Raw genomic sequence first — 19,100 nt, forward strand, 5'->3', positions numbered from 1 at the left:
GGGGTTAACAGCCGGGATAAAAAAAGCGCGCCAAGTGGCGCGCTAGAGGGTATTTTCAAGGCCTTAAAGGATGTGGCCCTTGATGGAGTCGTCTTTGCGATCCAAGTAGTGGGTCGACTTGATACGACGGATTGTACGGCACTTACCACGGATCAGCAGGGTTTCTGTGGTTGCTATGTTGCCCTGGCGGCTGATACCGTCAAGCAGGTCACCTTTGGTGATACCCGTGCCAGCGAAGATCACATTGTCGCTCTGGGCCATGTCTTCCATACGCAGCACTTTGTTTGGTTCGATGCCCATTTCACGACAGCGGTCGATTTCCATCTGGCCGTGATCGCGGTTTTCTGGTGTATCGCCTTTCACTTCGTGGCGAGGTAGCAGGCGGCCGTGCATGTCACCGCCCAATGCGCGGATGGCAGCTGCTGAAACAACGCCTTCCGGAGCACCGCCGATGCAGTACATGATGTCGACTTCGCTGTCAGGCATACAAGTCAGGATAGAGGCGGCTACGTCACCATCTGGCACAGCGTAGACACGGATACCCATCGCCTGCATTTCAGCAATAACGGCGTCGTGGCGTGGTTTTGCCAGCGTGATCACTACTAGGCTGTCCAGCGTCTTGCCAAGGGCAGCAGCTGTTGCTTCCAAGTTTTCTGCTAATGGCTTGTTCAGGTCAATCGCACCCTTAGCACCAGGGCCAACAACCAGCTTTTCCATGTACATGTCAGGCGCTTTTAGGAAAGAGCCTTTCTCACCGGCTGCTAGAACCGCTAGGGCGTTGTTCTGGCCCATAGCTGTCATGCGGGTACCTTCGATTGGGTCTACCGCAATATCAACGGCATCACCGCCGGTACCGACTTTCTCACCGATGTAAAGCATAGGCGCTTCATCAATTTCGCCTTCACCGATTACGATTTCACCTTCAATCTCGGTTTGGTTAAGCAGAGAGCGCATAACCTCAACCGCAGCACCGTCTGCTGCATTCTTGTCGCCACGGCCAAGCCATTTGTAGCCAGCCAGTGCAGCGCCTTCAGTGACACGAGAAAATGCCATCGCCAAATCGCGTTTCATGATTACTCCAGAAATAGAAATCAGTGGGCTAGGGCCTGTAGGCTACAGGCCCGAATAAATCTGGCGGCGATTCTAACACAGGTTACAAGGAAACGTTTGCGTTAGCGCAAAAATGTTTATTTCTTGACGGTTCGCCACCAGTCGACGAAAAAAAGGCCTGCTTACACAGGCCTTGATGGGGAACTTGGGTAACGTTTAGCGGTATATTAGATGTCGTCTTCGACCGCCCAGCCTTTCGCACACTCGACCGCGCGCTTCCAACCGTTGTAACGGCGGTTACGCTTGCCATCATCGTTGCAGGCGATGAACTTGCGATCCAATACCGCTTTGTCTTTCAACTCATCAATGCTGCCCCAGAAGCCAACTGCCAGGCCTGCCAGGTAGGCTGAACCCAGTGCGGTGACTTCAGTCACTACTGGACGGTGTACCTCGGTATCAAGTATGTCTGACTGGAACTGCATCAGGAAGTTGTTGGCAACGGCACCACCATCGACACGCAGGGTACCTAGCTTGATGCCGGAGTCAGCCTGCATCGCATCCAAGACGTCTCGGGTCTGGTAGGCGACACTTTCCAGTGTTGCACGGATGATGTGGTTGCTGTTCACGCCACGGGTCAGGCCGACGATAGCACCACGGGCATATGGGTCCCAGTATGGCGCGCCAAGGCCGGTAAATGCAGGAACGACATAGACACCATTGGCACTACCGACTTTTTCGGCGAAGTATTCGGAGTCTTTCGCATCATCAAGTAATTTCACTTCATCGCGTAGCCACTGGATAGAGGCACCACCCATAAATACCGCACCTTCAAGCGCGTAGGCGACTTCACCGGTAGGGCCGCAAGCCAAAGTGGTCAGCAGGCCGTTGTGCGAGGTTACTTTTTCCTTGCCGGTGTTCATCAGAAGGAAACAGCCTGTCCCGTAGGTGTTTTTGGCCTGGCCGGGTTCTACACACATTTGGCCGAATAGGGCGGCTTGCTGGTCACCGGCAATACCGGCGATTGGGATACGGGTACCGCCTTTACCACCGATGTTGGTTTCACCGTAGACTTCAGACGACGATTTCACTTCCGGCATCATAGAGAGCGGAATATCGAGCGCTTTCAGAAGTTTCTCGTCCCACTCTAGTGTGTTGATATTGAACACCATGGTACGTGAGGCGTTAGTGAAGTCAGTAACGTGTACACGTCCCTGGGTCATCTTCCAAATCAACCAGGTATCAACGGTACCGAACAATAAGTTGCCGGCTTCTGCTTCTTCGCGGGCACCTTCGACATTGTCGAGGATCCACTTGATTTTAGTACCAGAGAAGTAAGGGTCGACAACCAGGCCGGTATTTTCGCGAATGTATTCTTCTAGGCCGGCTTTTTTCAGCTCTTCACAGGTATCGGCAGTACGGCGGCACTGCCACACGATGGCGTTGTAAACCGGCTTACCGGTGTTTTTGTTCCAGACAATGGTGGTTTCACGCTGGTTGGTAATACCGATACCAGCGACTTGGTCTGAGCGGATCCCTGCTTTGGCCAGTGCCTCAACCAATGTTGAGCTCTGGGTCGCATAGATTTCTAGGGGATCATGCTCGACCCATCCAGCCTTTGGATAAATTTGGGTGAATTCACGCTGTGACGAGCACACAATGTTGGCGTTGTGATCAAGCACCACGGCACGGGAGCTGGTCGTACCCTGATCGAGTGCAACAATGTACTTTTGCTCAGTAGTCATAACGGTTTCCTCTCATTGTCATTATATAAGGGTAGTAGAGTGTGGTGTTCAGATCGGCCTGTGCGGGGCAGGCCGATAATGTTCTAATTTGATAAATCGGTTACTAGGCGTTTGCGGCTTCTTCTGCAGTGTCTTCGCACTGGTTAGGCAGGGTGCAGCGGTTGCCTGGCAAGTAGGCGCCGATAGCTTTCGGGTATAACCAACCACCGAAGGCAGCACCCATAATAGGGGCCAGGATAGGTACAATCATGTACGGGATATCTTTACCGCCAGTCAGGGCCATATCACCCCAGCCCGCTAGGAAGGCGAAGAATTTAGGGCCGAAGTCACGGGCAGGGTTCATCGCAAAACCGGTCAGTGGACCTAGTGAGCCGCCGATAACTGCAATCAGGATACCGATCAGCAGTGGGCCCATTGCGCCGCGTGGCGCGCCATTCTTCTCATCACCAATCGCCAGGATAGCGAACATCAGTACTGCAGTGATCACAAACTCCACGGCGAAGGCACCGGCAAATGACAGTGCAGCATGTGGGTAGGTAGAGAAAATACCAGCAGTTGCTAGGCTGGCTTCGCTACCTCGGAGAATGCCATTGGCAGCCTCGAACTCAACAAACAGGTTGCTGTATAGGGTGTAGATCAGAGCCGCGGTACAGAATGCACCGAGCATCTGGGCCACAATGTATGGCAACACTTTGCGCTTATCGAATCCGTGGAAAAGGGCTAATGCAATGGTTACAGCAGGGTTGATATGGGCACCGGAAACACCAGCAGTGCAGTAGATGGCAATGGCAACGCCAAGGCCCCACATAATACTGATTTCCCACTGGCCGAACTCGGCGCCAGTGAGCACCAAGGCAGCGACACAGCCGACGCCGAAGAAGATCAGCAGCCCAGTACCGATAAACTCGGCCAGGCATTCGCCGAGCAGGGTATGTTGTTTTTGGGTAGTCATATTCAGTCCTTTTGTCAATGTCGTAGGGGTATAGCTTTTTTTGTATTTATGTGTGGCTAATGTACTCGAATCCACAAAGAATAAAATTGGACCGAGCGAAAAGTGTGCGTTCGAGCATAAAATGATTTTGTTTTTTGAGCGTTCGCGCAAACGGTTGCCATTTTGCGGGAAAATTTCCCATTGCTACTGGTTGCGTACAGGTTAGGGCGGGGTAAAAATGTGCTTTGGTGGTATGTGTTTGTTTCTAGAATAAAAAATCCGACCTAAAAAGGTCGGATGTGCCAGAGGGGCAAATTCTTGGAAAATTCCAAGAGAGATACGATCAAGATAAAAATTAGCATGCCGCTGGTGCATTAAAATAGAGTTTGATCGCAATTCTACGCATTTGGCGGTGAGGCCGATTGATTTTTGCACGGCTTGCACATTTCTTTCGCCAAACACATCAGCGGTGTTGCCCTAGGCGCCTGCAAAGGCAAGGAAAGCAAGGATTTGATTAAATTCGTGCAAAAATTCCCCATTTACGACAAAGCATGTTATTTCTAGATGTCAGAACACGGCTGCCTCGTTAGAATAGGTGGTAATTAATCGTAAACGTGCCTGTGGGACGTTGCCTTAAACGGTTAGGGCAAACTGATAGGCTGAATACAGGTGGACAATATGTCATTAGAAATGTTGGAAAAGCTGGAAGCCAAAGTACAAATGGCTGTTGATACAATTTCTCTGCTACAGATGGAAATTGAAGAACTAAAAGAAAAAAATGATAGCCTGGCTGGTGAAGCACAGGCACTGCGTTCTGGCCGTGAGGAGCTGGAGCAAGAGAACAACAAACTGCGCCACGACCACCAGGCTTGGCAGGAACGCGTACGCGCGCTACTGGGCAAAATGGAACACGTGGAATAAGCGTGTTTTTTTCTGGCAGCCACAGCGTCTGCCAGTAAAAATAAAAACAGAGCCGGCTGGCTCTGTTTTTTTATGTCTGTATATAGGTGCTGCTGCGATTAGGGCTAATCGATATCCAGCGGATCGGGGGAGAGGATCACACCGGTGTTGTCGGCATAGATATGATCTTCCGGCAGGAAGGTCACCCCACCAAAGTTAACGGCAACATCCACTTCACCAATGCTGTTTTCATCGGCGCCGACCGGGATAGAGGCCATGGCCTGGATGCCGATATCCAATTCGTCAAGATCATCAACATGGCGGACACAGCCATAGATGATCAACCCTTCCCATTCGTTGTCGGCGGCTAGTTGAGCTAGCTCGGCATCCACCAAAGCTCGTCTCAGCGACCCGCCACCATCGACCAGTAACACCCGGCCAGCTCCCGCTTCTTGCAGAGCGGTGCGGATCAGGCCGCAATCCTCAAAGCATTTAACGGTAGTGATTTGGCCGCCGAAGGAGCTACGACCGCCATAGGAGCTGAACATGGGTTCGACGACGTCAACTTTATCGAGGTAGATATCGCATAACTCGGACGTATTGTATTCCATAAGCGCGTTCTTCTGTGGCAATTGAAAAGGGTTGTTGTGGCCGCTAACAACAACGGCCAAACTTAACTTGTTGAAAGTATAACCAGTTATTTAACCTTCGTACAAGGATATATCCCTGTGAAAGTCAGGGCTAATTAGGCTGCAGCCAAAACGACACCAGCGGCGAACAGCAGGTTGGTCAACAATGCGCATTTGACCATGGTCGCCATCATCGGGCGCAGTGCTGCACCGTCAGTTGAGTGCAGGACTTGCTTGCCGTGCTTGAACAGCAACGGGGCACTGAGAATAAATAACCAGCCAAACGGTGAATGCAGCTCCAGCATGGCAAACAGTGCCAGGCAGAGTACGCTGCCAACCAGTAGGAATAGGTGGTATTTGCGGCCCCATTCCGGTCCCATGCGAACGGCGAGCGTCAGCTTGCCGCATTCACGGTCATTGTCGATATCGCGCAGGTTATTGATGTTGAGCACACCGACTGCCAATAGGCCACAGGCGGTTGCCGGTAGCATAATGATCGAATCAATCTGTCCGGCTTGCAGGTAATAGGTACCGGCAACGCCCAACCAACCGAAGAACATCAGTACCGAAAGATCGCCTAAGCCACGGTAACCGTAAGGCTTATTACCCACGGTATAGGCAATTGACGCTGCAATCGCCATCAGGCCGAGCAGCATAAAACCCACCATATCCTGCAGGTTGTTGGTGGCAATGAAAATCAGGCTCAGGCCACTGATTGCCGTCAGGATAATATTGAGGACCATCGCCTTGCGCATGGCGGTCGGGGTGACGAGGCCTGACTGGATCGCACGCTGGGGACCCAGGCGCTGATCGTTGTCCGTACCTTTCACTGCATCACCGTAGTCATTGGCGAGGTTAGATAGAATTTGCAATAACAGAGCGGTCAGCAGGGCCAAGCCTGCAATAACTGCGGAGAAACTTCCTTGCCATCCTGCTACTGCACTGCCGCAAACAATTGAGGCGATGGCTAGAGGCAGGGTTTTCGGTCTTGCTGCATCGAGCCAAATTGCGAGAGAAGATGATTTCATAATGTGATCTTAAACCGATAAACGAGTAGGTGCCTATTATGGCGTAACTGTAGCAGGGGGCAACTTTATCGCCACTTTGTTTGTTTAAGAACAAAAAAACGGCACCCGATTGGGTGCCGTTTGCGGAAGGTATTTGGGCCGGATTACAGGATAAAGCGGCTTAGATCTTCGTCTTCGACCAATTCACCTAGGCGAGACGTCACGTAGGCATCGTCGATCACAATCTTGTCACCGGATTTTTCAGAAGCGTCGTAAGACAACTCTTCCATCAGGCGCTCCATCACAGTGTGTAGGCGGCGGGCACCGATGTTTTCGGTACGCTCGTTGACCTGCCAGGCGGCGTCGGCCAGCTTGTTGATACCGCTTTCGGCAAACTCGATGTCCACAGACTCGGTTGCCATTAGAGCCTTGTACTGCTCGGTTAGAGACGCATTTGGCTCGGTAAGGATACGCTTGAAGTCATGGCTGGTCAGGGCTTCTAGCTCAACGCGGATTGGTAGACGCCCTTGGAGTTCAGGGATCAGATCCGATGGCTTGGCAACCTGGAAAGCACCAGATGCAACAAATAGGATGTGGTCAGTACGAACCATACCGTGTTTAGTCGAAACAGTGCTGCCTTCAACCAGTGGTAGTAGGTCGCGCTGGACACCTTCGCGAGACACATCTGGGCCTGACGTATCGCCACGCTTACAGATCTTGTCGATTTCGTCTAGGAATACGATACCGTTGTTCTCAACTGCGAAGATAGCTTGCTCTTTTAGCTCTTCCTGGTTAACCAGTTTCGCTGCTTCTTCTTCGGTCGCGGCTTTCATCGCGTCCTTGATTTTCATCTTGCGCTTCTTGGTTGTGTTGCCTGAAAGGTTCTGGAACATACCTTGAAGCTGGTTGGTCATCTCTTCCATGCCAGGAGGCGCCATGATTTCTACGCCCATCTGCGGCGCAGCCACATCAATCTCGATCTCTTTGTCGTCCAGTTTGCCTTCACGCAGTTTTTTGCGGAATGACTGGCGAGCTGACGAGTTGTTGTCGGCTTCTTCATTTTGTCCCCAAGCATCGCGTGCCGGTGGCAAAAGGATGTCTAGGATGCGGTCTTCAGCAAGCTCTTCGGCACGGAAGCGTACCTTCTCGGTTGCTTGTTGGTGGGTCATTTTCATCGCCACATCGGTTAGGTCGCGGATGATGGTTTCGACTTCTTTACCCACATAGCCCACTTCGGTGAACTTGGTCGCTTCAACCTTGATGAACGGCGCGTTGGCCAGTTTTGCCAAGCGGCGAGCGATTTCGGTTTTACCGACACCGGTTGGACCGATCATCAAAATGTTTTTCGGGGTTACTTCGACGCGCAGCTCTTCAGGCAGCTGCATACGGCGCCAGCGGTTACGCAGGGCAATGGCCACCGCACGCTTGGCTTTATCCTGACCGATAATATGGCGGTCAAGCTCATGGACGATTTCGCGAGGAGTCATTTCAGACATAGCCATTCCTTTTTATTCTTCAAGCTCTTCAATGGTGTGGAACTGGTTGGTGAATACACAGATATCACCGGCAATGGTCAGTGATTTCTCAGCGATTTCACGGGCGCTCAGGTCAGTATTCTCTAGCAGGGCGGTGGCCGCTGCTTGGGCAAAGTTGCCGCCAGAGCCGATAGCGATCAGATCGTTCTCAGGCTGAACCACATCACCGTTACCTGTGATGATCAGCGAGCCCGTTTCATCTGCAACGGCCAGTAGGGCTTCCAATTTGCGCAGCATACGGTCAGTACGCCAGTCTTTTGCCAGTTCCACTGCTGCTTTTAGCAGGTGGCCTTGATGCATTTCCAGCTTGCGCTCGAAACGTTCGAATAGGGTGAAGGCGTCCGCTGTGCCGCCGGCAAAGCCAGCCAGAACTTTGTTGTTGTACAAACGGCGCACTTTGCGGGCGTTACCTTTCATGACGGTGTTGCCTAGGGAAACCTGGCCATCACCAGCGATAACGACTTTACCGTTTCGACGAACAGATACGATAGTTGTCACGGTCTTACCTCTTTTGGTCTGCTCCGGCCAATGTGCCGGTCTCGATATAATGCAGATCTGGGGACGGGATGAAGAAGTTTCAAGGGGGAAAAGAAAAGGATGCTGCGGTGTAATAAGGGAGTGGCTGTAATACTTGCTTGAGCACAGAATTAAATTTCAAAGACGCATAAATACATCCATGTAGCTCTAACTCACCATCCATGGTGAGTAAGCTTTGAAATTTAACCCTGCGAACAAGTAGAAAAAGCTAGGAGGCTTATTAATGTTTCTATTGCTTAACTACTCCCAGAACCAGATGGCGCACGGTTCGATACCGGCACGGCGTAGCTGGTTACGGTCGCTTTCAGCCTTACGCTTTTGTGGGTAAGGACCAAGGACCACCCGGTACCAGTTGCCTTTTTCGCCTTGGCTGACCTTGATTTGGCTGGTCAGTCCCTGGAAGGCGATCATTGCCTTGCGCTCTTCGGCCTGGCTTTGGCTGCGGTAGGCCCCGCACTGCATCAGGTATGGTCGGGTAGGGGCTTGTTCTTTCTTCGCCTCAACCTGTACCTCTTTGTTTTCCAGCTCTTCGATATAGCGCCATTTCTCTTCCGGCTTTGGCGGTAGCGGTTTGGCGGCCTTCGGCGGCGTGACAGGCGTCGGTTTTACCGGTTTTACTGGCTCGGGCTTGGTTGCCGGCGTGCTCGTTGGTGGCTGTGATTGCTGCGGGGCCGGGTTTGAGGACAGGAAATACAGTCCGTAACCTAGCGCCCCAACCAAACATACGGCAATAGTGGCCCATTTGAATGGGAACCCATTGCTTGGGGCTTGATTGCGGTTGCCACGGGGTTTCTTGGCGGCGGCTCGGCCGCGTTTGACGTAATCTTTGGTAGCCACGGTGTCGATCAGTATAAGGTGAGTAGGATTAACCTATGGTACAAATTTGCGTCAGCGCTGACCAGACCTTGCGATGCATCCTGACTTTCAGGTTGCACCGTAAGGCATGGGTTTTGTGAGCTTGTGCCCAAAATAAGGGCACTGGCTTGCCGTCGGGCTAGTTAGCCGGTGGCGCAGCACTTTCCCTGATCACCAACTTGGCATCAAGCAGGCGCGAGCCAGAGGCAATGTCTTTACCCTTGAGGATATCAAGCAGCATCAGCATTGACTGACGGCCAATCTCATAGCGCGGTTGGGAAACCGTGGTGAGTGGCGGATCACAGTACTCAGCAAACTGGATATCATCGAAGCCGACAATCGACAGGTCCTGTGGAACACGGAAACCAAGCCGCTTAGCCTGTTGCATGGCACCGATAGCCATGACGTCGTTATGGCATAGCAGTGCCGTCGGAGGCTCGGGCAGTGACAGCAGTGATGTGACGGCACGTGCGCCGCCGGCAAAGCTGAAATCACTTTTGACGGTATAAGCTGGATTGAGTTCGGCACCGGCGCGGCGTAGGGCCTGCTGGTAGCCTTGTGAGCGGAATTGGCACAAGGCGGCAGTATCCGGGCCAGCAATCTGGGCGATACGTTTGTGGCCCATTTGGGTCAGGTAATTGACTGCCTCGAAAGCGGCTGTCAGGTTATCGATATGGACAGTAGGCAGCTCGAGCTCAGGGGCGAACTCACAGGCCATGACCATCGGCGGTAGGGTTTTCTGCTCGGGTTTGCTGACATCAAAGGGCAGGTCGGTGCCGAGTAGTAGCATACCGTCGGCTTGCTTAGTGAAAACCAGGTTTACAAACGAATTTTCGCGGGTTTTTTGCTGTCCGCTGTCGCCAAGCAGGACAAGGTAGCCATGTTCCATTGCCGCTTCTTCAATACCCCGGATGATTTCGGTGAAATAGGGATCACAGATATCAGGTACGATAGTGACGATGGTTTTTGATTCGTTGCGACGAAGATTCCTAGCCAGTGAATTGGGTGAATAGCCAGCATCCATGACAGCTTGTTCAACCTTTTTACGGGTTGAGGCTGACACTTTTTCCGGGTTCATCAGGGCACGGGAAACCGTGGCCGTCGAGACGCCGGCGAGCTGGGCAACATCCTTCATTGTCGCCATAGTTAAGGTTCCTCTCTATTATTTTTCTCTCTTTTGCCGCTGGGGGACCATGGCCAAAACGGCCGATACCTGAGCCAGCGAGCTTGTTATTGTAGGCTGTCTGTCGGGGATTAAACATGCTTTAAACAGCATAAATTACATCCGATATGTGACGTACGTCGCATTGTTCATTTTAAGTTAAATCTTGCGGTTCAACATCAATTGACCAGCGGATCTTCTTGGCGAGCGGAAGCAAAGCAATTGCTGGCTTGGCAACGGACAACCATTGCTGCAGGGCCTTGCGACTCGGTGCTTGCAGCAACAATTGCCAACGGTAGCGGCCTGCCCGGCGGGAGAGCGGGGCAGGGTTGGGACCCATAACCATCGTGTCCACGCTGGCTATCGGGCTGGTTTCGAATATGCCGCGTACCTGCTGGAGGAATTGTTCGACCAGTTCACTTTGGTTGGCTTCGGCACGGAGCAGGGCTAGGTAGGTGAATGGCGGAAGCCATGCCTGCTTGCGTTCACTCAGCGCGCCCTTTGCAAAGTGCTCATAGCCCTTGTACAGCAGCGCTTGTAGTAAAGCGTGTTCTGGATGGTGGGTTTGCAATACCACTTCACCGGGTTTGCTGGCGCGGCCGGCGCGGCCGGCAACCTGGATAAACAGTTGGGCCAAGCGCTCGCTGGCCCGGAAGTCGTTGCTGAAGAGTGCGCTGTCGACATCGAGCAAGGCGACTAGCGTAACATCGGGGAAATGGTGCCCCTTGGCCAGCATTTGGGTACCAATCAGTATTTGGCATTCGTTGTTGCGGATCGCCTCGAGGTAGTTTTCCAAACTGCCTTTACGGCGGGTACTGTCACGGTCAATACGCACTGTTTTGTAGCTTGGGAACAAAGTCTCGAGTTGGTGCTCGAGCTGCTCGGTACCGACTCCCACCGCATTGAGCTGGGTTGAGCCACACTGGCCGCATTGGTGCATCATCGGGCGCTGGGTCCCGCAGTGGTGGCAGCGCAGTTCGCCACTTTGCTGGTGGAAAGTGTAGTAGGCATCACAGCGCTTACACTCTGCCAACCAACCACATTCATGGCAGATCACGGCAGGGGCAAATCCCCGCCGGTTGAGAAACAGCATGACCTGGTTACCCGCATCAAGGTGCTTGCGCATCCGGGCGATCAGTGGTGCAGATAACCCCGCTTCGAGGTACAGTCCTTTGACGTCCAGCACGCCATGGCGCGCAGACTGGGCGCTACCCGCCCGGCGGGACAAAATAAGGTGGTGGTACTTTCCGCTTTTGGCGTTATGTAAGGTTTCCAGTGCCGGTGTTGCCGAACCGAGAATGATCGGGATATTCTCCTGGCTGGCACGCATCACGGCCAGATCCCTAGCATGGTAGCGTAGGCTGTCCTGCTGTTTGTAGGAGGCATCATGCTCTTCGTCGACAATGATGATGCCGAGGTTGGCAAACGGAGTGAACAACGCCGAGCGGGTACCGATGATTATCCCGGCTTGGTTATCGCGTCCAGCGAGCCAAGCCGACAGCCGCTCGGTGTCATTAAGCCCGGAGTGAATTGTCTCCAGCGGGACATTAAAGCGGCGGCGGAAGCGGTTGATGGTTTGTGGCGTTAGGCCAATTTCCGGTACCAGGATCAACGCTTGCTTACCGGCAGCTAAAACAGGCTCCAATAGGTTGAGGTAAACTTCGGTTTTGCCTGAACCTGTCACCCCTTCGAGCAGGTAGCAACCAAATTCAGGGTTGGCGTTGACACTGGCAATCGCCAGCGCCTGCTCTTCATTCAGGCGGGGCTTTTCTTCATTTATGGCAAACCCAGCCTTCCAACTGCGGTTAGTCGGCGCTTGTTCAAGTGTTTCAATCCAGCCTTTGTCTGCCAGTGTTTTCAGTGTTGCGCTGCTGACTTCTTCGGCCAGCAAGGCCTCATGGCTCAGCGTCCCCTGGCGCAGCATGGTTAGCACCTGAACCTGACGCGGAGCTCGCTTGAGGGCGGTCAAAGGCTGATTATGGCCGGCTTCGGTCAGTTGCCACATTTTCAGTGCAGAAGGCGCCGCTTCCCGCCCTTTTCGCAATAGGGTAGGCATCGCATTGGCTAGGCTGTCACCCAGGGGGTATTGGTAATATTGGCTTGCCCAGGTTAGTAACTTGAATAGGCTTGGCCCCCACAACGGTGCCGCATCCAATACCTGATGGATAGGTTTGAGCTGGTTGAGGGGAAAGTCGGAGCTATCGGTCAGTGCCATGACAATCCCAACCAGTTGCTGCCGCCCAAAAGGTACTTTGACTCTGCCACCGATCACTGGCTGCTGGTCAGCTTTGACCAAGTAATCAAATTGCTTGTCCAGGGGGACAGGAAGGGCCACTCGGGCGATGTTGGGCGTCATATTTAACCGCTAAATCCGCATGCACTAAGATAGAGAAGTGTACCTTGCCCAGCCTCGGGCGGCAAAGCGGCGAAAAAAGGCGCATATTGGTTGATCTGGGCAGAATGATTGATTACTATACGCCGCCTGAATTTGACGTATTGGCGCTCTTGCCGTTACGTTTTGATATTAACGACGTGTGGTGCCCGGCTTAGGATCGGGAGAGCGACACGGCCTTACTTTTGAGGTTATCCCATGAAACAAGGTATTCACCCAGAGTACACTGCAGTAAACGCTCGTTGTTCTTGCGGCAACACTTTCGTATTTAACTCTACTATGGGTAAAGACATCAACCTTGATGTATGCGACAAGTGTCACCCATTCTACACTGGTAAGCAGCGTCAGGTTAGCTCTGGTGGTCGTATCGACAAATTCAACAAGCGTTTCGGTGCGCTTTCTAGCAAGTAATTTGCCAGATGAATTTCGAAAAAAGGGATGCGCAAGCATCCCTTTTTTTATCCCTGTCCGGCCCCTTCTTTTATTCCATCATTTCGCTTGCCCCATTCCCTATCTGTATCCCTATTTCAGCTAAATTGGCGATTCCCTCTTAAAGTGACCCCTTGAGCCGCAATATTCCCCATTGATGTTGAACATTCGGTCCGGGAATCATTGGATCGACCAGATGTTCGGTGCTAGGATTTTGTGCTGCCATAGAATATGATCTATGTCCAAATTCCAAAATAAAGTCACCTCCAGCCAGGATTTCGAACACTATGTCTGAAGATTTTCGCCAACAGGCCCTTCATTACCACGCATACCCAGTACCAGGAAAAATTGCTGTCGAGCTCACCAAGCCAGCCAACACCGTAGAAGATCTCGCCCTTGCTTACAGCCCAGGTGTGGCTGAGCCAGTACGTGAAATCGCTCAGAACTCAGAAAATGTCTACAAGTACACCGGTAAGGGCAACATGGTTGCCGTAATTACTAACGGTACAGCTATCCTTGGCTTGGGTAACCTTGGCCCGCTGGCTTCTAAGCCGGTAATGGAAGGTAAGGCACTGCTGTTCAAACGTTTTGCTGGCCTTGACTCTATTGATATCGAAGTGAAGCACCGCACGATTGACGAGTTTGTCGATACGGTTGCCAATATTGCTGATACGTTCGGTGGTATTAACCTCGAAGATATCAAAGCCCCAGACTGTTTCGAAATCGAAAAACGCCTGATTGAGCGTTGCCACGTTCCAGTATTCCATGATGACCAGCATGGTACGGCGATTGTGACGGCTGCGGGTATGCTCAATGCCCTGGAGCTTCAGGGCAAGAACATCAACGAAGCGGTGATTGTTTGCTTGGGCGCGGGTGCAGCGGCTGTGGCTTGTATGGAACTGCTTATCAAGTGTGGTGCCCAGCGCGAGAAGATCTACATGTTGGACCGTAAGGGTGTGATCCATACCCGCCGTGACGATATCAACGAGTACAAGCAGCTGTTTGCCAATAACACCGACAAGCGTACCCTGGAAGATGTGATTGAAGGTGCGGATATCTTTGTTGGTGTCTCTGGCCCTGATCTGCTTGCACCTGAAGCGCTGAAATTGATGGCTGACAAGCCTGTGGTCTTTGCGTGTTCTAACCCTGATCCTGAAATCAAGCCAGAGCTAGCCCATGCGGTACGTGATGATTTGATTATGGGTACCGGCCGCTCGGATTACCCGAACCAGGTCAACAATGTTATCTGTTTCCCATTCATTTTCCGTGGTGCACTTGATGTGCGTGCGAGTGAAATCAATGACGAAATGAAACTGGCGGCGGTTGATGCTATCCGTGCGCTGGCCAAAGAACCGGTACCGGCCGAAGTGGTTGCTGCCGCGGGTGCAGACAAGCTTGAATTTGGCCCGGAATACATCATTCCTAAGCCAATGGACCCACGCCTGCTACCACGGGTTGCTAAGGCAGTTGCCCAGGCTGCTGTAGATTCTGGCGTTGCCCAAATTGAGATGCCGATTGGTTACATGGAAGCAAAATAAGTTTCTTATTAAGCCAAGCAAAGAAAAACCAGCCACAAGGCTGGTTTTTTTATTGTCATATTACGCTGACATCATGGTGACCCAGTCGCCGGCGATTATTCGTTGATGTCTTCGTAGGTGATCCCCATCTCTTCCATCAGCGCTTTCGCTTCGGCTGGAAGATCGTCTGGGCGGTCTTTACGGATGTCATCATCGGTTGGAAGCGGTTGGCCAGTGTAGGCGTGCAGGAAGGCTTCGCACAGCAACTCACTGTTGGTAGCATGGCGTAAGTTGTTGACCTGACGGCGGGTACGCTCATCGGTCAGGATTTTTAGAACCTTCAATGGAATCGAAACTGTAATTTTTTTTACTTGTTCGTTTTTCTTACCGTGTTCCGCGTAAGGGCTAATGTATTCGCCATTCCACTCTGCCATTTTTTACCTTCTCAGCGATATAAAAGTGATGAAATATAGTATGCCTGAATTTTAGCGGGATTTACCGCCATAAGCAAAGACATATAGACGTCTAGAAGTGTTGACGTCTTCGGTGTTTGTCGTTATGTTGTTGCATAAAAGTTATTCGCCAGGGCCACCCTGACAAGGAAAGTAAACATGAGTGACAAGAAGCTAGCTACCGTCGCTGTTCGCACCGGCATCGAATCTGATACCCAGTACAACGCTGTGGTACCCCCTCTCTATTTAACCTCGACCTACAGCTTTCCGCAATTAGGTGAGGTACCAGAATTTGATTATTCCCGCTCAGGTAACCCAACCCGTAACACACTGGCTGATGCGTTGGCAGAGCTGGAAGGGGGGGCGGGTGCTGTGGTGACCAACTGCGGGACTGCGGCAATCAACCTGCTGGCTTCAGCGTTAATTGGCCCGGACGATTTGATTATTGCCCCTCATGACTGCTACGGCGGCACTTACCGCCTGTTTAATACCCGTGCGGGTAAGGGTGATTTCAAAGTACGCTTCATTGATCAGACGGATCCAAAAGCTGTCGCCGAAGCACTGGCCCTAAAGCCTAAGCTGATTTGGGTCGAAACCCCGTCAAACCCATTGCTACGTATTGTCGATGTTGCCGAGATTTGTGCGGCGGCCAAGCAAGTGGGTGCGCTGGTGGCGGTGGATAATACTTTCCTGTCTCCGATCCTCCAGCAGCCGATTGCCCTTGGTGCTGATTTTGTTGTCCATTCCACGACTAAATACATCAATGGTCATTCAGATGTCGTCGGTGGGGTATTGATTTCCAAGCAGGCGGAGCATGCCGAGGAGATCGCCTGGTGGGCAAATTGTATTGGTGCCACCGGTGCGCCGTTTGATGCTTATATGACCTTGCGTGGCCTGCGTACCTTGGCACCAAGGATGCGGATGCATGAAGAAAACAGCCGTCAGATCCTGGCTTACCTGCAACAGCAACCGTTGGTAGGGAATATTTACCACCCAAGCCAACCAGAGCACCCTGGCCATGCGATAGCACTCAAGCAGCAAAAGGGCTTCGGTGCAATGCTGAGCTTTGAGATTGCCGGTAGTATGGCGCAGCTTGAAGTCTTTGTTAAAACGCTAAACTGTTTCTCATTGGCGGAATCACTCGGTGGCACGGAAAGCTTGATTTGTCACCCGGCAAGTATGACCCACCGTGCTATGTCGGATGAAGCCCAAGCCGAGGCTGGACTGAAACCGTCCCTGTTGAGGCTATCGGTTGGCCTTGAGGATCCTGAAGATTTGATTGCCGATCTGGAGCAGGCTTTCAACAAAGCGGCGGAGGTAGCGTAAATGAGTCATCCTGTTACGCGTCAATTGCACAAGTTTGGCGGCAGCAGCTTAGCTGATCCAGAGTGCTACCTAAGGGTGGCCGAGATCTTGCGTGAGTATTCCAGCGAAAATGATTTGGTCGTTGTATCGGCGGCAGGTAAAACCACTAACTGCCTGATCGAATGGCTTGAACTGCTGGACAAGGATGGCCGTCAGGCCCATGAGGCTTTGCAGTCTCTGCGTAGTTTTCAGCAGGGGCTGATTGAGTCGCTGCTTGACGGTGAGGTAGCGGATGAACTGTTGACCCAGTTGCACCTTGAGTTAGGTGTTCTGTCGGGTATGGCCGAAAAGCCACAGTCAGAGGCTGAACAAGCCAAGGTGCTTGGTCACGGTGAGCAGTGGTCAGCCCGTTTGTTGGCCGCTTTGCTAACTAAACAACAACTACCTGCAGCCAACCTTGATTCTCGCCGGTTCCTACGGGCCGAGCGGGCCGCCCAGCCAGAAGTTGACCGTGCGCTATCTTGGCCGTTGCTCAAAGAGCAGCTCGCTCAGTACAGTCAACAGCGTGTCGTGATCACCGGTTTCATGGCACAAAATGGCGCGGGTGAGACTGTACTACTCGGCCGTAACGGTTCGGATTATTCGGCAACCGTGATTGGTGCCCTGGCTGATGTTGATAGGGTGACAATCTGGAGTGATGTGGCTGGGGTTTACAGTGCTGACCCGCGTAAGGTTGCAGATGCTTGCCTACTGCCTTTGCTACGACTGGATGAGGCCAGTGAACTGGCCCGCTTGGCTGCGCCTGTTTTGCATAGCCGTACCTTACAGCCCGTTGCACAAAGTGCGATTGACCTGACATTGCGTTGCAGCCACCAACCGGAGCAAGGCTCGACCCGGGTGGAACGGGTACTTGCGTCAGGACGCGGGGCCAAGATCATCACGTCACTTGATGAGGTGTGCCTGATCGAACTATCGGTGACCCGCGCCCATGATTTTGCCCCTATTGCTACAGATATCGAGCGCTTCCTGCAGCGGACCCAACTACAGCCGCTTGCCAGCAGCTTTGAGCCAGATAAAGGCCGGGTGCAACTGGCCTATACTGCCGAGGTCGTTAACAGCGTTCTGGCCCAACTTCAGGATAGCGGCATTGCCGCCGAACTGCGTTTGCGCGAGGGGTTCTCTCTGGTCGCTGCGGTAGGGGCCGGCGTGGTGAATAATGCGGTGCATTGCTATGGCTTCTACCAGCAACTTAAAGGGCAGGCGCTAGAGTTTATAGCTGAGTCTGAATCGGGGTTGAGTTTGGTCGCGGTATTGCGAAAGGCCGATACCGATAGCTTGATCCAGGGGATTCACCAGAACTTGTTCCAGGCCCAGAAGCGGATTGGTCTGGTGCTTTGTGGCAAGGGCAATATCGGTAGCCGGTGGCTGGAGCTATTCGAAACCGAGAAAGCCACATTGGAAAAGCGCCACGGTATGAGCTTTACCCTGATTGGTGTGGTTGATAGCCGCCGCCATTGGATTGATTTTGACGGTATTGATGTTAGCCGTGCCCAACATGCCTTTGACGATGAGTCAGTAGAATATAGCGGTGATCAATGGTTGTCGGTGCTGGCCCACAATACCTATGACGATGTCATTGTGCTCGATGTGACTGCCAGCAGTGAGTTGGCAGCGCGTTACCCACAAGTGGCGGAGTCTGGTTTGCACCTGATCTCTGCTAATAAGGTGGCGGGTTCGGCTTCGGGAGAAGCTTATCACCAGGTGATTGATGCCTTTGCCAAGAGCAGCCGCTTCTGGCTCTACAATGCAACAGTGGGGGCTGGTTTGCCTGTTAACCACACGGTACGTGACTTACGTGAAAGCGGGGATGAAATCATCGCTTTGTCGGGGATCTTCTCCGGCACTCTGTCTTGGCTGTTCCAGCAATATGATGGCTCAGTGCCATTTTCCCAACTGGTTGAGCTGGCCTGGCAACAGGGGTTGACCGAGCCGGATCCGCGCCATGATCTGGATGGCAGTGATGTGATGCGCAAGCTGGTGATCCTAGCCCGTGAATCAGGTTTGCCGTTGGAGCCTGAGCAGGTCAAAGTGGAAACACTGGTACCAGACTCATTGGCATCACTTGGGGTCGATGATTTCTTCGAGCAATCTGTCGAGCTTGATGAGTTATTGCATGAGCGTCTGCGCAAAGCGCAGAAAGAAGAGAAGGTACTGCGCTACGTAGCCCGCTTGGATCGCCATGGCAAGGCCGTTGTTGGCATCGAGGCGTTGTCTCGTGAGCATGCCCTGGCCAATTTACTCCCTTGTGACAATATCTTTGCCATCGAGAGTCGCTGGTACCGTGATAACCCGTTGGTGATCCGCGGGCCGGGTGCAGGCCGTGACGTGACGGCAGGTGCGCTGCTCTCAGATATCAACCGTCTAGCGGCAATGCTGTAACCCTTTGCCGAGGATTACGGGCGATGAATGCAAGTGAAATTGGCTAATGGTGATGCTGATGATTAGTGTAATTCACCAGTTATGCAAAGCCACCCAGTGCAAGTTGCCATAAAAATACCGAAACACCATAAAGCCCGCTATCAGCGGGCTTTTTTATGGCCTACCAATGTTGAAGATCATGCAATTTGAAGTTGAAAAATATTCATGATCATCATGTT

The 19,100-nt window shown here is 52.4% G+C and carries 16 protein-coding genes; 5 read left to right on the plus strand and 11 right to left on the minus strand.

Annotated features, from left to right (window positions below):
* Nucleotides 1-63: 63 nt before the first annotated feature.
* The 3 genes from glpX to C9J01_RS15150 all read right to left on the minus strand — a co-directional run bounded on the left by glpX (nt 64) and on the right by C9J01_RS15150 (nt 3,744).
* Nucleotides 64-1,071: a class II fructose-bisphosphatase gene (glpX, locus tag C9J01_RS15140; protein WP_107298996.1), complete on the minus strand. Its 1,008-nt coding sequence runs from the start codon at nt 1,069-1,071 to the stop codon at nt 64-66.
* Nucleotides 1,072-1,277: 206 nt separating this feature from the next.
* The gene (glpK, locus tag C9J01_RS15145) at nt 1,278-2,792 is read right to left on the minus strand and encodes a glycerol kinase GlpK (RefSeq protein ID WP_107298997.1); all 1,515 of its coding nucleotides are present in this window, start codon (nt 2,790-2,792) and stop codon (nt 1,278-1,280) included.
* Nucleotides 2,793-2,895: 103 nt separating this feature from the next.
* Nucleotides 2,896-3,744 carry an MIP/aquaporin family protein gene (locus tag C9J01_RS15150; RefSeq protein ID WP_107298998.1) on the minus strand — a complete coding sequence of 283 codons (849 nt, stop codon included), beginning with the start codon at nt 3,742-3,744 and terminating at the stop codon, nt 2,896-2,898.
* A gap of 657 nt (nt 3,745-4,401) precedes the next feature.
* Here C9J01_RS15150 and zapB point away from each other — a divergent pair.
* Nucleotides 4,402-4,644, plus strand: a complete 243-nt coding sequence (zapB, locus tag C9J01_RS15155; RefSeq protein ID WP_039458641.1) for a cell division protein ZapB — start codon at nt 4,402-4,404, stop codon at nt 4,642-4,644.
* Between the two features lie 104 nt (nt 4,645-4,748).
* Here the strand turns inward: zapB and rraA are convergent, their stop codons facing one another.
* The 7 genes from rraA to priA all read right to left on the minus strand — a co-directional run bounded on the left by rraA (nt 4,749) and on the right by priA (nt 12,704).
* A complete protein-coding gene (rraA, locus tag C9J01_RS15160) occupies nt 4,749-5,234 on the minus strand; it encodes a ribonuclease E activity regulator RraA (protein ID WP_107298999.1) in 486 nt (161 codons plus the stop codon).
* A gap of 134 nt (nt 5,235-5,368) precedes the next feature.
* Nucleotides 5,369-6,280 carry a 1,4-dihydroxy-2-naphthoate polyprenyltransferase gene (locus C9J01_RS15165; RefSeq protein ID WP_107299000.1) on the minus strand — a complete coding sequence of 304 codons (912 nt, stop codon included), beginning with the start codon at nt 6,278-6,280 and terminating at the stop codon, nt 5,369-5,371.
* 143 nt (nt 6,281-6,423) lie between these two features.
* Complete coding sequence (hslU, locus tag C9J01_RS15170) at nt 6,424-7,755, minus strand: HslU--HslV peptidase ATPase subunit (RefSeq protein ID WP_107299001.1); 1,332 nt, start codon at nt 7,753-7,755, stop codon at nt 6,424-6,426.
* A 12-nt stretch (nt 7,756-7,767) separates the two neighbouring features.
* Nucleotides 7,768-8,292 (minus strand): ATP-dependent protease subunit HslV, encoded by a 525-nt coding sequence (gene hslV / locus C9J01_RS15175; protein WP_107299002.1) that lies wholly within the window; start codon nt 8,290-8,292, stop codon nt 7,768-7,770.
* 279 nt (nt 8,293-8,571) lie between these two features.
* Entirely contained in the window at nt 8,572-9,168 is a 597-nt protein-coding gene (locus C9J01_RS15180; protein ID WP_107299003.1) for an SPOR domain-containing protein, read from the minus strand.
* A 157-nt stretch (nt 9,169-9,325) separates the two neighbouring features.
* Nucleotides 9,326-10,330, minus strand: coding sequence for a DNA-binding transcriptional regulator CytR (cytR, locus tag C9J01_RS15185; RefSeq protein WP_107299004.1), 1,005 nt, complete (start codon nt 10,328-10,330; stop codon nt 9,326-9,328).
* A gap of 172 nt (nt 10,331-10,502) precedes the next feature.
* Complete coding sequence (priA, locus tag C9J01_RS15190) at nt 10,503-12,704, minus strand: primosomal protein N' (RefSeq protein WP_107299005.1); 2,202 nt, start codon at nt 12,702-12,704, stop codon at nt 10,503-10,505.
* A 234-nt stretch (nt 12,705-12,938) separates the two neighbouring features.
* Here priA and rpmE point away from each other — a divergent pair, with 234 nt between their 5' ends.
* Entirely contained in the window at nt 12,939-13,151 is a 213-nt protein-coding gene (gene rpmE / locus C9J01_RS15195; RefSeq protein WP_008988141.1) for a 50S ribosomal protein L31, read from the plus strand.
* Between the two features lie 305 nt (nt 13,152-13,456).
* Complete coding sequence (locus C9J01_RS15200; protein ID WP_107299006.1) at nt 13,457-14,707, plus strand: malic enzyme-like NAD(P)-binding protein; 1,251 nt, start codon at nt 13,457-13,459, stop codon at nt 14,705-14,707.
* A gap of 95 nt (nt 14,708-14,802) precedes the next feature.
* On the opposite strand, the gene metJ is transcribed toward C9J01_RS15200, so the two are convergent.
* Nucleotides 14,803-15,120 (minus strand): met regulon transcriptional regulator MetJ, encoded by a 318-nt coding sequence (metJ, locus tag C9J01_RS15205; RefSeq protein ID WP_068330548.1) that lies wholly within the window; start codon nt 15,118-15,120, stop codon nt 14,803-14,805.
* Between the two features lie 177 nt (nt 15,121-15,297).
* Between metJ and C9J01_RS15210 the strand changes: the two genes are divergently transcribed.
* Nucleotides 15,298-16,464: an O-succinylhomoserine (thiol)-lyase gene (locus C9J01_RS15210; protein ID WP_107299007.1), complete on the plus strand. Its 1,167-nt coding sequence runs from the start codon at nt 15,298-15,300 to the stop codon at nt 16,462-16,464.
* Complete coding sequence (locus tag C9J01_RS15215) at nt 16,465-18,882, plus strand: bifunctional aspartate kinase/homoserine dehydrogenase II (RefSeq protein ID WP_107299008.1); 2,418 nt, start codon at nt 16,465-16,467, stop codon at nt 18,880-18,882. It begins immediately after the preceding gene.
* Nucleotides 18,883-19,100: the final 218 nt, after the last annotated feature.

It is taken from the genome of Photobacterium rosenbergii (assembly GCF_003026455.1).
Taxonomy (GTDB): Bacteria; Pseudomonadota; Gammaproteobacteria; order Enterobacterales; family Vibrionaceae; genus Photobacterium; species Photobacterium rosenbergii.

What these genes read in the sequence shown, in the direction of transcription:
- glpX (WP_107298996.1), bottom strand. Translation starts at nt 1,071, where the DNA reads ATGAAACGCGATTTGGCGATGGCATTTTCTCGTGTCACTGAAGGCGCT.
- glpK (WP_107298997.1), bottom strand. Translation starts at nt 2,792, where the DNA reads ATGACTACTGAGCAAAAGTACATTGTTGCACTCGATCAGGGTACGACC.
- C9J01_RS15150 (WP_107298998.1), bottom strand. Translation starts at nt 3,744, where the DNA reads ATGACTACCCAAAAACAACATACCCTGCTCGGCGAATGCCTGGCCGAG.
- zapB (WP_039458641.1), top strand. Translation starts at nt 4,402, where the DNA reads ATGTCATTAGAAATGTTGGAAAAGCTGGAAGCCAAAGTACAAATGGCT.
- rraA (WP_107298999.1), bottom strand. Translation starts at nt 5,234, where the DNA reads ATGGAATACAATACGTCCGAGTTATGCGATATCTACCTCGATAAAGTT.
- C9J01_RS15165 (WP_107299000.1), bottom strand. Translation starts at nt 6,280, where the DNA reads ATGAAATCATCTTCTCTCGCAATTTGGCTCGATGCAGCAAGACCGAAA.
- hslU (WP_107299001.1), bottom strand. Translation starts at nt 7,755, where the DNA reads ATGTCTGAAATGACTCCTCGCGAAATCGTCCATGAGCTTGACCGCCAT.
- cytR (WP_107299004.1), bottom strand. Translation starts at nt 10,330, where the DNA reads ATGGCGACAATGAAGGATGTTGCCCAGCTCGCCGGCGTCTCGACGGCC.
- priA (WP_107299005.1), bottom strand. Translation starts at nt 12,704, where the DNA reads ATGACGCCCAACATCGCCCGAGTGGCCCTTCCTGTCCCCCTGGACAAG.
- rpmE (WP_008988141.1), top strand. Translation starts at nt 12,939, where the DNA reads ATGAAACAAGGTATTCACCCAGAGTACACTGCAGTAAACGCTCGTTGT.
- C9J01_RS15200 (WP_107299006.1), top strand. Translation starts at nt 13,457, where the DNA reads ATGTCTGAAGATTTTCGCCAACAGGCCCTTCATTACCACGCATACCCA.
- metJ (WP_068330548.1), bottom strand. Translation starts at nt 15,120, where the DNA reads ATGGCAGAGTGGAATGGCGAATACATTAGCCCTTACGCGGAACACGGT.
- C9J01_RS15210 (WP_107299007.1), top strand. Translation starts at nt 15,298, where the DNA reads ATGAGTGACAAGAAGCTAGCTACCGTCGCTGTTCGCACCGGCATCGAA.
- C9J01_RS15215 (WP_107299008.1), top strand. Translation starts at nt 16,465, where the DNA reads ATGAGTCATCCTGTTACGCGTCAATTGCACAAGTTTGGCGGCAGCAGC.